Source organism: Paenibacillus sp. Soil750 (assembly GCF_001428045.1).
In the GTDB taxonomy this organism is placed as follows: Bacteria; Bacillota; Bacilli; order Paenibacillales; family NBRC-103111; genus Paenibacillus_E; species Paenibacillus_E allorhizoplanae.
The window spans coordinates 392,957-406,123 of record NZ_LMSD01000034.1 but is presented as its reverse complement, the minus strand read 5'-3'; the positions used below and the strand labels follow the sequence as shown (position 1 = coordinate 406,123).

Sequence of the window (13,167 nt, the reverse complement as noted above, 5' to 3'; positions counted from 1 at the left end):
TTATAGATAACTAATACGTTTCCCTGATCTAGCCGATTCGTACACATCCATAACGAGATTAAATGCTTTAAAGCCCTCAGGCCCATTCAAACCGTAGCTGCGATCTGATAATAGATGATCATAGAAATCAGCAATTTGAGTACCGTGACTGATTCCCCAGTACGATTTGGCCCCTAGATTCGTCGTTTCTGGTGAGGTCAGCATCGTTTGCTCACCATCCATCACGCGATACAACGTATCACCAGTGAGTACGAGTTTCCCTTTTTCAAAGACAAGCTCAATCTCAACAGGGGAATTTACCCCATACGCGTTCGTTGCATAGAAGATAGCCGTTGCTCCACTTCGATACGTGAGGTGTGCATGAACGGTATCTTCTACTTCAATAATTCCCTCAAGTGAATCCGTCGACATGGTTCCTTTAATACTAGCTACTTCGCCGCCTATCCATTGTAGTAAATCTAACGTATGAATGGACTGGTTAATCAGGACACCACCGCCTTCTGTGGCCCATTTTCCTTTCCACTCTGTTTGATAATAGGATGCATCTCGGGACCAAGTGACAATTCCTTTTAGACAAAGTAACTTCCCTAGTTCACCGGATTGGGCGGTTTTCTTCATGATTTGGGAGGCCGGATTATAACGATTTTGGAAAATAACACCAAGCTGTACATGCGGATTCGCTTCTGCTGCACGTAACATCGTTAGCGCTGCTTCTTTCGTTTCAGCCATCGGCTTCTCTGTAAGAACATGCTTACCTGCATGAAGCGCATCAACCGCCATTGGCGCGTGCTGGTAATGTGCCGTACATATATGAACGACGTCAATATCAGGATTTTTCAACATATCGAGATAATCGGTGTAATACGCACAGTCATACGTTTCTGCTGTTTGAGCCGCTAACTCGGCGTTCGTGTCAACTACGGCCACGAGCTTCGCTGTTGGTATTTGAGAAATAGCTTTCAGATGTACGCCGGAAATCGCCCCGCAACCAATAAGTGCAATGCCAATCTGTTTCATTGGAATCCCCTTTTCTGCTTCGATATAATGGTCCAACTTGATGTTATACATGTATATATTAGAGGTTCGCTCATCCTACACCAAATCCTTTACGATTCTGCATGCGGAAATTGACCACTTATTGCTTTATCATGACTTTTCCGCTTACTTGCGTGCTTTTAGTGCAATTTCCCACAGCATCTTCTTATTGGTATACCGATCCATTTCGTACTCCTCTATATGCAGGTAAGTCCACATTTCTTTATCAAAAAATCGCTCTATCTCTTCTCGATCAAAAAACCTACGGTATATCCCTTCCGATTCCATTAAATATCTATCTATCGTTGGAATGACGTTTCCTTTATTGCTAATTTCATTGGTCGAATTCAACCTGCAAAGTAAAATACCATCTGTTTTCAGCACGTTATAGAGATCTCGGATGACTTCATGGGTAGTCGTTTCATCGAAATAATGAATACTGAGATCAGCAATGAGGACTTGTACAGAATCTTTCTGAAAAGGAAGCCCCTCTGCCATATCCAAACAAAGCGTTTGAATATCTGGCAGAAAAGTCTTCAATGTACGGATGGCCACTTCGGAGATATCACAAGCGATTGGCGACAGTCCATGTTCTACAAGGTACTTTGCGTTATTACCGACACCGCAACCAAGATCAACGATAAGATCTTCGTTACTAGCCGTAGATAAGTGCGTTTGCCAATATTTGTCCAGCCAGTTATCGAATGTAGGTTTGAGGTCGGGCCTTTGATACGATTCATTCCAATATTGTTCTAGTGATTTCATTGTATGGCTCCATCCGTTATTCGTTTTTCTTTTTTAACTCGCGAATTTCATCAAGGATCTGATTTAATTTCCGATTATTTTTGACGGTATATACTGCCATATATATTACTGCAACAAGAAGTAAAATCCAAGGTATGAATTGTAAAATGAAACCAATAAACAAAAATGAAACATTCCAATGCTCATTCACACTTGTCATTTGTATTCCCCTCCCCAAGGTACCTTTTACAGTTAAATGTTCAAATCGAGTAGATCAACCCACATCTTCAAATAAAAAATAAGCCGCCCAGTGAAGCAGCTCACGCTACTTCTGGACAGCTCTGTTACATACTCCGATATCTCACTCAGCAAAATATCAATGTGTATCCTTCTGCTTATCTTTCGTCTCTTCGTCCTCTAACAATCCCTTCGTTCCTTGTCTAAACTCCTTGATTGTCGTCCCGAAAGCACGACCTAGCTGCGGGAGCTTTGTTGGACCGAACAACAGTAACGCAACACCTACGATTACAATAAGACCTGGTATGCCAATACCTGATAGCATATGAGTCACCACTCTTTCCATGATTGAGAAACCTTAAAATTTCACCATTAACGCAGTTACATACATGATTAAGATGCCTGCTGTAAGACCGCTGAAGTTTAACCAAGATACCGGAGACAAGCCTTTTTTCTCAGATTCTTTAAGAATCATTTTTGAAATAACATAAATGACTTGCAGAATCGCACCTGCACCAATACCGAAGAAGAGCGCAGCTAATGTATCGTTAAATATGAAGCCACCCGCCCATGTACCTATTATAGCAGGTCCGCCGGCGATTAATGCTAATTTGACAAATGTCTTCCACGATGGACGATCTTTCAACAGCGGAGCAGCAATACCTACACCCTCTGTAATGTTGTGAAGGGTGAAACCAATGATAAGGAAAGTCCCTAATGCTGCTTCCCCAACTGCAAAAGCTGAACCGATCGCAAGACCTTCTCCAAAATTATGAAGCCCGATGCCTGTTGCGATTTTATTAGCTACACGTTTGCCCACATAAGACTCACTGCTTAGTTTACGCTCATTCGACTGGTCGACAGCAATCAGGAATAAACAGCTCAGCAAGGCCCCAAACCACACTAACCCGGAACCTTGGAAGACGCCTGGCGCTTCAGCAGCCATCTCAAAGCCTTCACCAAAGGTATCAATGACTAAGAAGAACAACAGACCAACGGTCAACGCAAGAATCGCATGCATGCCTCTAACCGAGAATCTACGAAGAAATGGATACCATAATAGGCCTAGCCCTACTGGGATTACACCCACATAGAAGCCAATTAGAGCGTATTGCCAGAAAAGCTTCCCATTCGCTTCTGGTGTAGCGGCAGCAGCTGCTACTTCACCTATGAAAATCAAACCATTCGACGTGATAAGTTTCACTTCATGCGGATCACCTTGTACCCATGGATATGGGATATGGATCATTCCTTGTTCAAATCTTTTTAACGTATCACTAGGTGAGAAAGATGCATTCCAAAATGCGCCATCAACGACGACTTGGGCGATAGTTACTTCTTCCGGCCCAGAGTTCAGTACTTTCACTTGAATACCGTCATCATTGAGTGTGATTTTCTCGACATTCAAGACTTCGATCGGAGCCGCCGGTTCGTTCTCAATCCCGGTACCTACTTTGGCAATTGTTGTAATAATGGCTAATAGCAAGATCAAGGGCAACAGGCCCCATAGAATAGCTTTTATTTTAGAGGATGATGATGGCTTAGTGGTTTGTTCGTTGATACTCATATCGTACGTCGCCTCCTTTCTTATTCAGCAATGAAGAATCCCATCCAACCTAGTTCCGCAAATTCGCTTTGATGCGCATGAAACATGTATCGCCCGGGCCCCGGAAACACAATTTCCAGAATCCCACGTTCACCCTGGCATTGCATAATGGTATCGGTATACGCAGGTCGAGCTTCAGGATCTGCTCCCGTTGCGTAGTAATTGAAAAAATTCGCATGCAGATGAAACGAATTAATTAAATCAAATTCAGTCAGATTGCTTAAGTAGATCCGTACAAGCTCCCCTACCTTCACTTTAATGGGTTCCTGCTGATAGGCAAAAGCATAGCCATTCACGGTGTAAATTTCATTTTCCCCGTCGAGATCAAGATCGTAGCCATTCATCAGCATGTTGAATTCCTTGGCAGCAGCTCTTGGTTTCTTCGGGTCAATGATGAAATTGCCATAGAGACCTTTATGGATATGTCTGGCTAAAGGAGCCACATGGCAGTGATAGACGTGCATACCAGCTGGTTTGGCTTCAAATTCATACGTAAATGAGTCCCCGGAAAGTACAGATTCAAGACCATCCATATTCGTTGGGTGCATACCATGAAAATGAATAGAATGTGGATGCAGGGTTCCATTGGTAAATTTCACGCGAAGGACATCGCCTTCCGTACAACGGATAGTTGGACCAGGTATCGTCCCATTGAACGTCCAGCCTGGAAACTTGATTCCCTTGGCAATCTCCACATTAGCCTCATAGGCTGCGATCTCATATTCCCTCAGCGTTCTACCGTCAGGAAGCTTACTCACTTTGCCATAATCAAAAGCGGTCAGTGCATGTTGCGCAGCTTTGAAACCTTCCGTTACTTCGTTGCTTGGCACATAGCCATGCTTCATACCTTCATGTAATTGTTCTTTCATTGCATGGTGAATATCATGTTTATCTTGCGCTTGTGCGACCGGTGGCCTACCGAATAATGAGGAAGGATTCAATAATGCACTCCCTATCACAGCAAACGCTCCTGTCGTTCCTAGCTTCAAAAGATTACGTCTCGATAGCTTTTTATCTGATTTCTGAAACATCGCTATGACCTCCTATTATAAATTGCTTGTTTACAATATTTTTTACCTAGGGAAACATTTTGGGCGAAAATAAAGTTTCCAGTGGGACAAAAAGTTTACCAAAGGAAACACCGTGATTTAACTATATGCTGAATGGTCACGAAAGTAAACTACTTTGTTAAAAAATTCTATACATCTGCCAATTTCACAAAATCACATGCATATTCGACAAAAGTAGCCTAATTCTCATCGATGGTTTGACAAATATTTTCGTCTATTGAATTTATAATAAAGTAAGGTTTACTGTTGAGGTTCTTAACTATTGTGCATACATTTGGGAGGATGATCGACATGGACGAGCAGTTTATTAAAAGATTACACACACTTAATCGCCGCGATTCATTAAGGTCTTTACTGCTAATCGAAGGTGTTCGCCTCACTCTCAGACGTAAAAAACAAGTAAGCTTGTTCAAAAGGCTTTTTAATCGCAAAAAGCAAACCATAACTGCAAAAGGGTGGAAATAACGAACAGAATGATAAATGATAGGGTATTTCTCGCTTAACGCGGCCTTTTATAGTAGAATGATGTCTCAGCTACATGAAATGGATACGGGGTGTAGGAATGGCCATTAGCTTTACGAAAACAATTGTTACTCAGTTGACAAAAGAAATTGCTGACCTTGAAAGCAAACAGGTCAACGCGAAGAAAAAGAAAGAACAAGCCCAAGCCAAAATTAATCAGATTCAGCGAGATATGAAATTAAGCCAGTCACACAGTGATTTGAGCAGCAAAATGTCACGTGTAAATAAGTTGAACGAAGAAATTAAAACAAGTGATCGTCTACAAAAAGATACCGCGAAAGAATTAGCAGCTAAGAAGGCTGCATTGAAGTTGAATCTCGCTAAAGCGAATCCGCAGGATGAATCCTCATCGTGATTGACAGCAAAGCAAAACACCGCCCTGCTAAGGAGCGGTGTTTTTGATTTCTCACATTGACGACTTAATGACCAGTTCGGGCATATTGGTTCGCATATGTTTTTTTATCATTTCATAGTGAGATTTAGCATGAATAAGTTGATCATTGGTTAACCTATCCATTGAAATAATTTGGAAATGACGACCTTGTTGACTGTACGTGTAGGTTGGAAGAAAACTGGGCTTTATGAGCTCAATCTTTTTGGTATTCTCTTTAATGGTTTTCAACACGTCAATAGTTGCCATGCCACCAACTTGCTTATATAAGTTGATTTGAGCGGATAGAAAGTTGCCCAGCGAATAAACAACAAAGGCACGATGCCCTTGCTTCCCTTCTACCCAAGCCGGCGGTTGTAAGACATGCGGATGGTTCCCAATGATAATATGAACCCCCATGTTCGCTAGTTTTTGAGCAAGACTAGTTTGGCTGGCATCCGGAAATCGTTGATATTCATTCCCCCAATGAAGTGCAACCACGATGACATCCGACAATTGTTTGGCTTGTTCCACATCTGTACGAATTTGCGAATCATCGATCCGATTGACCAAGAACGGCTTTCCCTTAGGTGTTGATATCCCATTCGTTCCGTAGGTGTAACTTAAGAAGGAGAACGTAATCTCATTTCGCGTAACTGTCCGAACATTGTCCCGATCGTTCTGGGATTTAAATGCACCCGTGTAGGGAATCCCAAGAGTATCCCAATAGGTGAGCGCACTTTGAATCACTTTCTCGCCTCGGTCTAGCGCATGATTATTGGCAATCGTAACAACGTCCACTCCGGCTACTTTCAGGGCATCTCCAATTTCATGAGGGCTATTAAATGTTGGATAACTGGATAGCCGCAGATCCTTGCCACCAATCATCGTTTCTTGATTAGCAACAAGGATATCTGGTGCTTGTAATAAGTTCGACACCCCGCTGAAAATACGATTAAAATTATACGTCCCATCCTTCTGCTTTGCGTCTATATAAACTTTATCATGGATGAGGATATCCCCAATTGCAGCAAGCGTAACCTGAGAGACTTTGGTTACTGATTCTGCTTGTTTCTTCGAGGTCGAATGGTATTGTTGTATCGGTGGAGACGTCATCTGGACAAAGGGGGCGACTTGCTTCGCTTCCATGCTTGGATCTTTAGGCGTAGCCGTACTTCCTAAGCATCCACTTGCCAATAAGCATGTCGAAACAATCGCAGCAGCTCGCTTTAGCACGACAAACCAGCTCCTTAAGGGTTAAACCTTGTGTTACCAAATAGTATTCCCCCTAAGAAAATCTCTCATGAATGAGGATTTTTACCAATTCATTTCGCCAAGCCCTTTTTAATTTATCTCATTAATGATTAATGTCATTAAATTTCTTGAGGAGCTTGCAATCCAATAAGTTTCAAGCCATTACGCAACGTAATTTGAACGCATTGAACCAGTGCTAATCGTGCTTCACGTAATTGTGCATCCTCCACTAGGATATAACAGGCATGGTAAAAGCGATTAAATGCTTGGGCAAGATCAATGAGATAACGTGAAACGATCGAGGGTTCGAGCTTTACCATGGCCTGCTCTACTTTTTCCGTAAATAAATAGAGCATTTTCACAACCGCCATGGCCTCTTTATTTTGCAAATTAGCTCCGTCTACCTCATTTGTTTGCATCGCATGTCTGTCAGACAATATCGCTTTCTTCCATACACTGCAAGTTCTTGCATAGGTGTACTGCACGTACGGCCCCGTTTCACCATCGAAATTAAGAGCTTCCTCCCACGAAAAATCAATATCTTTAATTCGATTCGCACTCAAATCGTTAAATATTACTGCTCCAATGCCAACTTGCTCAGCAACTATAGCTTTATTAGGCAAGCTTGGGTTTCTTGCTTCGATGACATCCCATATTTTTTGAATGGATTGCTCCAGCACATTCTCCAGTCTAATCACATTACCCTTACGTGTTGACAAGCTCCCTCCTTCAATACTCACGCGGCCAAATGGGACATGCTCAAGCTTGGAGGACCACGCATAGTCCATTAATTCAACAACCTTAAACAACTGCTGGAAATGAAGATTTTGAGCATAATCCGTCACATAGATCAATTTCTCAAATTCGTACTTATCCGCTCTATATATAGCTGCCGTTAGGTCACGCGTATGATACAGGGAACTGCCGTCTTTCTTCAGCATTAATGCTGGAGCCATGCCAAAAGCATCTAACCTAACTAATAAAGCACCCTCATCTTCTACCAAAAGCTGCTTCTCTTTCAACTCCTGTATGACGGGCTCCATCTTGTCATTGTAGAAACTTTCACCTTGGAAAGCGTCAAATTTGACACCTAGCAGGTTGTAAATCTTCTGAAATTCGGTGAGGCTGATCTCAATAAACCACTGCCACAAAGCTAGGGCTTCTTGATCACCCTGCTCCATTTTCGTAAACCAAGATCTAGCTTGATCTTCTAAGGTTGGATCTTTCTCAGCCTCCTCATGAAATTTCACATACAGGTCGAGAAGCTCATCGATAGCTCTAAGCGTTACAGCCTCTTTACTGCCCCACAGTTGGTAAGCAACAATCAACTTCCCGAACTGTGTCCCCCAATCGCCTAAATGGTTAATCCCCACACAGTTGTATCCAAGAAAGGCGTGGATATGATATAACGCATTGCCAATCACCGTGGATCTCAAATGTCCAACATGAAAGGGTTTGGCAATATTCGGAGAAGAATAGTCTATCACCACCGTCTTGCCATGTCCCAACTTCTGTGATCCATACCCTTCTCCAGCTTGACTTATATGACGAATAAGAGATTCTGCAAACGTAGACTTCTTGAGAAAAATGTTTAGATAACCAGATACGGCATTCATCTCGTCGATGTGCTCGTCTATTAGGGTTGTTTTTAACTCTTCAGCAATGACTTGTGGTGATTTACTTAGGGTTTTGCTTAGTCGGAAGCATGGTAAAGACAGATCACCTTGATCCGGATTCGCTGGGTATTCCATCCATGCCATAATGTCCTGTGCATCGAAACCCGTGAGTAACGATGTAATTTTCTCTGCAAAATAATGCTTATAATTTAACATAGCGTTTCTCTCCTATCTTTTTCTAGAAAATATAAAAAGCCCCCGTCTCTATAAAAGAGACGAGAGCTGAAAATTCCCGCGGTACCACTCTAAGTGTTAAACCTCTGGTTTAACCCCTCTGTTTCGTAACGGTCGTGAGACCGGATTTACCTACTCCAATTTTCGGCAAACCATTTCCTGGGTCCGTTTCATTCTTAACATCCGTACCGGCTTACACTGACCCGGCTCGCTGTGACTGTCCGTTAGGAATTACTGTCCCATTCATTAATATTTCGATATGAATTTTTCAATATCTTACAGGGGATTTCGGGGAATGTCAAGCCTGTATTTTATCGACGTACACTGAGCTTACAGGTTACAGAAACGTGCTAATATCCGAAGATCCATAACTTGTTTCCAAAAAATTTAGACTTCTTCCCCTTTCAAAGCATTTACAATTGTACCATTCGCATCAGAGGAGGGATGATAATAATGTAAACGTTTTCTATTTGTTCCAGCAAAGAATGTATCCAAACCATTCACAAGCACCCATCAAGGAGGAAATGAATAATGTTAAACACATGGTTGTCCAAATTACTTACCGCAACACTCATTGTGGTCCTGCTCAGTTCCAGTTTACCTTCAATAGGTGGACCTACAGCTCATGCTGCAACCCCTGTTAATCCCAATGCGACGCAAGCTGTGCAAGACGTTCTGAATTATTTCGATACCGTCCAAACAAATAATCAAATCATCTCTGGACAGTACGTACGAGGGCAAAATTATGGCTACTTAGAGACTGATCACCTCTATAATTTGACTGGCAAATACCCGGCGATGATTGGTTATGATCTTCTATACAACGTGACGAACGCTTCCGATCTCAGCAAATGGCGCTCCTTCATTGTTGATCATGCGACGGACTATTGGAAAAAAGGAGGACTTGTCACCCTTTCTTGGCATGAGACAAACCCGGTGGATGCTACAGTTGATGCTGGCGGCTGGAACAGTGTGATCAGTTCGATGTCACAGACGGATTTCGACTCGCTCACAACCCCTGGTACCACCTTGTACAACAAATGGTTAGCGCATATTGATACGATGGCGGGCTATTTGAAATCACTTCGGGATCAAGGGGTGGTCGTGCTCTGGAGACCTTATCACGAGATGAACATCGGCTTCTAGTGGGGTGGTAAGTCTGCAGCAAGTTACAAAAAGTTATGGCAAAATATGTACGACCGCTACACCAATTATCACGGCTTGAACAACCTTATTTGGGTATGGGCTCCGGGACGTGATGATAATAATGCCGTTAACAGCAACTATTACCCAGGCTCCTCTTATGTGGATCTCGGTGGAGCTGATATCTATACACAAGCCCGTGGGGATGCGAAGTTTACAAATGGGAACAGTGAACTGGCAACTGTCATGGGCAATAAGCGTTATGGCTTGTCCGAGGTTGGTTTGCTTCCTTCTGAGTCTGCTGTTCAAACGGATTTTAATTATACCTGGTTCCTTACTTGGGCTATCGGTTGGGCGGACAATCAGTTCTACGGTTACCCCGCTGCAAATGGACCGGGCAATGATACTTACACCATCACACAATTTTACAATAATGCCGTAACACTCACGAGAGACGAAGTGCCTGCCTTCGGAAGAACGCTCGTCTCGGAAAGCATCATTTTCAAGGACGCCATGAATGGTTACTCGGCTGCAGGTGTTTCCCCGTCTAACTGGAGTACGGTTACCACTGGGGGCACTGTTACTGTGCAGAACGTCCCAACTGTGGGATTAGCCACAGGTCCAGATCGCAGCATGAAAATCAATAAAACAAGCACAACGAATGCTGCCACCGCTGAGAAAACGTTCACCCCGCAAACCGGCATCGTAACCTTCAAAGCCACCTTACGGACAGAAGATGCTAATTGGAAAGACTTCATTGTGTATGACAGTTCGAGCAGAGCAGCCTTGCATGTGGGCCTACAAGGCAATTACTTAAAGGTATATGATGGTGCAACAACGCTTTCGAGTATTGAACCCATCACCAATGGCATCTGGTATGATATCAAAGTTATCATGAACACCGATACCAAAAAGTTTGACTTATATGTCAATGGCGCGAAAAAAGCCAATCAATTCAGCTTCAAAAATACAGCAGCATCCGATGTCAGCCGGTTAAAAGTTGGGGTTGCAGCTGATACTACGGGCATCTACTATATGGATAATGTTTTTATTAGTAAATAGTCGATTATTTCGACTATCTTACCGGGTAAGACACGGCTTTCCTTCGAGTTAGTCGATTATTTCGACTATCTCACCTCCAAAGGCGCCGCTTTCCTTCGAGTTAGTCGATTATTTCGACTATCTCACCTCCAAAGGTGCCGCTTTCCTTTGAGTTAGTCGATTATTTCGACTATCCCACCTCCAATGGCGCTGCTTTCCTTCGAGATAGTCGATTATTTCGACTATCTCAGCCATAAAAATGGTGTAAGATTCGCTTACTCCACATCAAAAAAGACACCCCGTGGGGTGTCTTTTTTGCATTCACCTTTATTCAATTTATAGATGCCTACACTCATTGACGATAACTTAATTTTCTAAGATTCTTTCAAATCTCCCACATAATAAGCAAACACTTGATCAATCGGCTTAAAATACAAATGACCATCCTCTTCCCATGGCTGAAAATGCAGATCCATCCGCGAATCGTTCCAATTCTCAGGGGTTCCTTTCGTGCTCAGACGTCCTGTCACAACAGGCTCCTCGATCACTTTGGGAAATTCTTGATACCCGAATAGAACGTTCTCATGCATTGCAATGATTTCATACTTTTCCCCGTGAAAAGCACGCTCCTCTTGCAGCTGATAATGATAATAGATGTAACTACTTATCATCTCAGGCTTCAAATGCGCAACTCTTCCCACCCGCGATACCACGGGCTCTTTTCTCAACCAATGCTCAGCGCTTGCAGGCTCGTTAAAATGAAATACATCAATCATTAATATCCACTTCCGAGGCTGTTCCTGTCCTGGCCATTCCTTCAAAAAAGGAACCGAAGCTCCAGCCACTTCATCAGGTAACACCTCTCTGCTCATGCACTCATAATAGAGGAATAAATTGTCCCGCCAGACGAAGGCTGCAGCTGTCATTAGCTCACCCTGAGCTACCAGCAATTGTGCTTGTTTGTCTAGTTCTAGTGCTTTTACACCGACGTCCTTCATCCCTGTCTGCCATTCAGCACGATACATCCTTCTTATGATCATGATGACTTACCTCGACTTTCCGTATTGGTTTTTAGGCTTAATTAACAAAATTGTGACGTATTTGAACGCTTAGTAGAACTGTGCTAACATAAGTACAGTTCTGTCAAGGTGGTGAATTGGATCCATGGTAATGAATAAGATCTTCTTACATAAACCCATTAAACTATTCGTGGCTCTCATTACTGCCCTGTTAGGGGGTTACTTGTTCCAACTTATACATATTCCCATCCCATGGCTGCTTGGACCGATGATCGCGGTATTCATTGGTTCCAATGTGTTCAAAGAGCGTTATGCATGGCCTACCCCAATTAGAAACGCAGGACTTATCATTGTCGGATACACGATTGGTCTCTCCATGACCGCGACAGCTTTACATGAAATGGCAATTCAACTGCCTTCCATGCTGCTCATGACACTGCTCTTAATGCTACTCTGCGTATTCCTTGCCTACATAATCTCCAAGCTATCTCGAATTAACTTCAAAACGGCATTGCTTGGTAGTATACCTGGCGGTCTTACACAAATGGTTATTTTGGCAGAAGAAACGGAGGGTATCAATTTAACCATCGTTACCGTTTTGCAAGTCATTCGCCTCATGATGATCGTTATCAGTGTACCGTTGCTAGTGTTTAGTCCGATCATGGGTAATCAGCATACAGTTGAAACTCTGATTCAATCGGTAACAACGACGACAGCAAACTGGGGTGCCCTAACACCGAATATCTTCATTTTCGCGGTAGTCAGTATCAGTTGTGCACTTCTAGGTAATAAAGTTAAATTTCCAACTGCCTTTTTGCTCGGTCCTGCCTTCAGTACGGCAATCATTCAACTACTGGGACTTCATGGACCAGCGCTGCCAACAGGGATAATTAATGCAGCACAAATCATGATTGGTATCCAAGTTGGATTAATGCTCAAACCAGCTCAACTCAACAACAAGGTCCAGATTATCACGCTTGCAATTGGCAGTAGTCTAGTCCTTCTTCTAGGCTCATTTGGACTCAGTTTTATCTTTATGAAGCTGCATGCCATCTCTAAATCAACGGCCTTACTCAGTCTAGCACCAGGCGGAATGGACCAAATGGGGATCATCGCTCACGAAATTAATGCTAATTTATCCGTCGTTGTTGGCTATCAGTTATTTCGCACTTTTTTCATATTCTTTGCGGTACCACCACTATTACGTATGCTGTTCAAATACAGCGCAACCAAAAAGATTATCAGAAATAGCCCCTCCTAATTAAGGAGTGGGCTA

At 42.9% G+C, this 13,167-nt stretch carries 12 protein-coding genes, 1 pseudogene and 1 other annotated feature; of the genes and pseudogenes, 4 read left to right on the top strand and 9 right to left on the bottom strand.

What is annotated here, in order from left to right:
• The 6 genes from ASL11_RS26490 to ASL11_RS26465 form a co-directional block, all read right to left on the bottom strand.
• Entirely contained in the window at window positions 1–1,017 is a 1,017-nt protein-coding gene (locus ASL11_RS26490) for a Gfo/Idh/MocA family protein (RefSeq protein WP_056621880.1), read from the bottom strand.
• A gap of 144 nt (window positions 1,018–1,161) precedes the next feature.
• Window positions 1,162–1,800: a class I SAM-dependent methyltransferase gene (locus ASL11_RS26485; RefSeq protein ID WP_056621507.1), complete on the bottom strand. Its 639-nt coding sequence runs from the start codon at window positions 1,798–1,800 to the stop codon at window positions 1,162–1,164.
• A gap of 16 nt (window positions 1,801–1,816) precedes the next feature.
• Window positions 1,817–1,999, bottom strand: a complete 183-nt coding sequence (locus ASL11_RS26480; RefSeq protein WP_056621505.1) for a hypothetical protein — start codon at window positions 1,997–1,999, stop codon at window positions 1,817–1,819.
• Window positions 2,000–2,155: 156 nt separating this feature from the next.
• The gene (locus ASL11_RS26475; RefSeq protein WP_327205116.1) at window positions 2,156–2,362 is read right to left on the bottom strand and encodes a twin-arginine translocase TatA/TatE family subunit; all 207 of its coding nucleotides are present in this window, start codon (window positions 2,360–2,362) and stop codon (window positions 2,156–2,158) included.
• Window positions 2,363–2,374: 12 nt separating this feature from the next.
• On the bottom strand, window positions 2,375–3,583 hold the full coding sequence (locus ASL11_RS26470) for a ZIP family metal transporter (protein WP_056621501.1): 1,209 nt from the start codon (window positions 3,581–3,583) through the stop codon (window positions 2,375–2,377).
• Between the two features lie 20 nt (window positions 3,584–3,603).
• The gene (locus tag ASL11_RS26465; RefSeq protein ID WP_056621499.1) at window positions 3,604–4,653 is read right to left on the bottom strand and encodes a multicopper oxidase domain-containing protein; all 1,050 of its coding nucleotides are present in this window, start codon (window positions 4,651–4,653) and stop codon (window positions 3,604–3,606) included.
• A gap of 330 nt (window positions 4,654–4,983) precedes the next feature.
• On the opposite strand from ASL11_RS26465, the gene ASL11_RS36760 reads away from it, so the two are divergent.
• Both ASL11_RS36760 and ASL11_RS26460 read left to right on the top strand, forming a co-directional pair.
• Window positions 4,984–5,157 (top strand): hypothetical protein, encoded by a 174-nt coding sequence (locus ASL11_RS36760; RefSeq protein ID WP_157257061.1) that lies wholly within the window; start codon window positions 4,984–4,986, stop codon window positions 5,155–5,157.
• 73 nt (window positions 5,158–5,230) lie between these two features.
• Window positions 5,231–5,569, top strand: a complete 339-nt coding sequence (locus ASL11_RS26460) for a hypothetical protein (RefSeq protein ID WP_157257060.1) — start codon at window positions 5,231–5,233, stop codon at window positions 5,567–5,569.
• A 51-nt stretch (window positions 5,570–5,620) separates the two neighbouring features.
• Here ASL11_RS26460 and ASL11_RS26455 read toward each other — a convergent pair whose 3' ends face one another.
• Window positions 5,621–6,820 carry a CapA family protein gene (locus ASL11_RS26455; RefSeq protein WP_056621494.1) on the bottom strand — a complete coding sequence of 400 codons (1,200 nt, stop codon included), beginning with the start codon at window positions 6,818–6,820 and terminating at the stop codon, window positions 5,621–5,623.
• Window positions 6,821–6,957: 137 nt separating this feature from the next.
• Window positions 6,958–8,670, bottom strand: a complete 1,713-nt coding sequence (argS, locus tag ASL11_RS26450; RefSeq protein ID WP_056621491.1) for an arginine--tRNA ligase — start codon at window positions 8,668–8,670, stop codon at window positions 6,958–6,960.
• Window positions 8,671–8,722: 52 nt separating this feature from the next.
• Window positions 8,723–8,944, bottom strand: a binding site (T-box leader).
• Between the two features lie 275 nt (window positions 8,945–9,219).
• Between argS and ASL11_RS37700 the strand changes: the two are divergent.
• Window positions 9,220–10,893: pseudogene (locus ASL11_RS37700) on the top strand (glycosyl hydrolase).
• A gap of 353 nt (window positions 10,894–11,246) precedes the next feature.
• On the opposite strand, the gene ASL11_RS26435 reads toward ASL11_RS37700, so the two are convergent.
• Complete coding sequence (locus ASL11_RS26435) at window positions 11,247–11,912, bottom strand: hypothetical protein (RefSeq protein WP_056621484.1); 666 nt, start codon at window positions 11,910–11,912, stop codon at window positions 11,247–11,249.
• A 124-nt stretch (window positions 11,913–12,036) separates the two neighbouring features.
• Between ASL11_RS26435 and ASL11_RS26430 the strand changes: the two genes are divergently transcribed.
• The gene (locus ASL11_RS26430; protein WP_235550585.1) at window positions 12,037–13,152 is read left to right on the top strand and encodes an AbrB family transcriptional regulator; all 1,116 of its coding nucleotides are present in this window, start codon (window positions 12,037–12,039) and stop codon (window positions 13,150–13,152) included.
• Window positions 13,153–13,167: the final 15 nt, after the last annotated feature.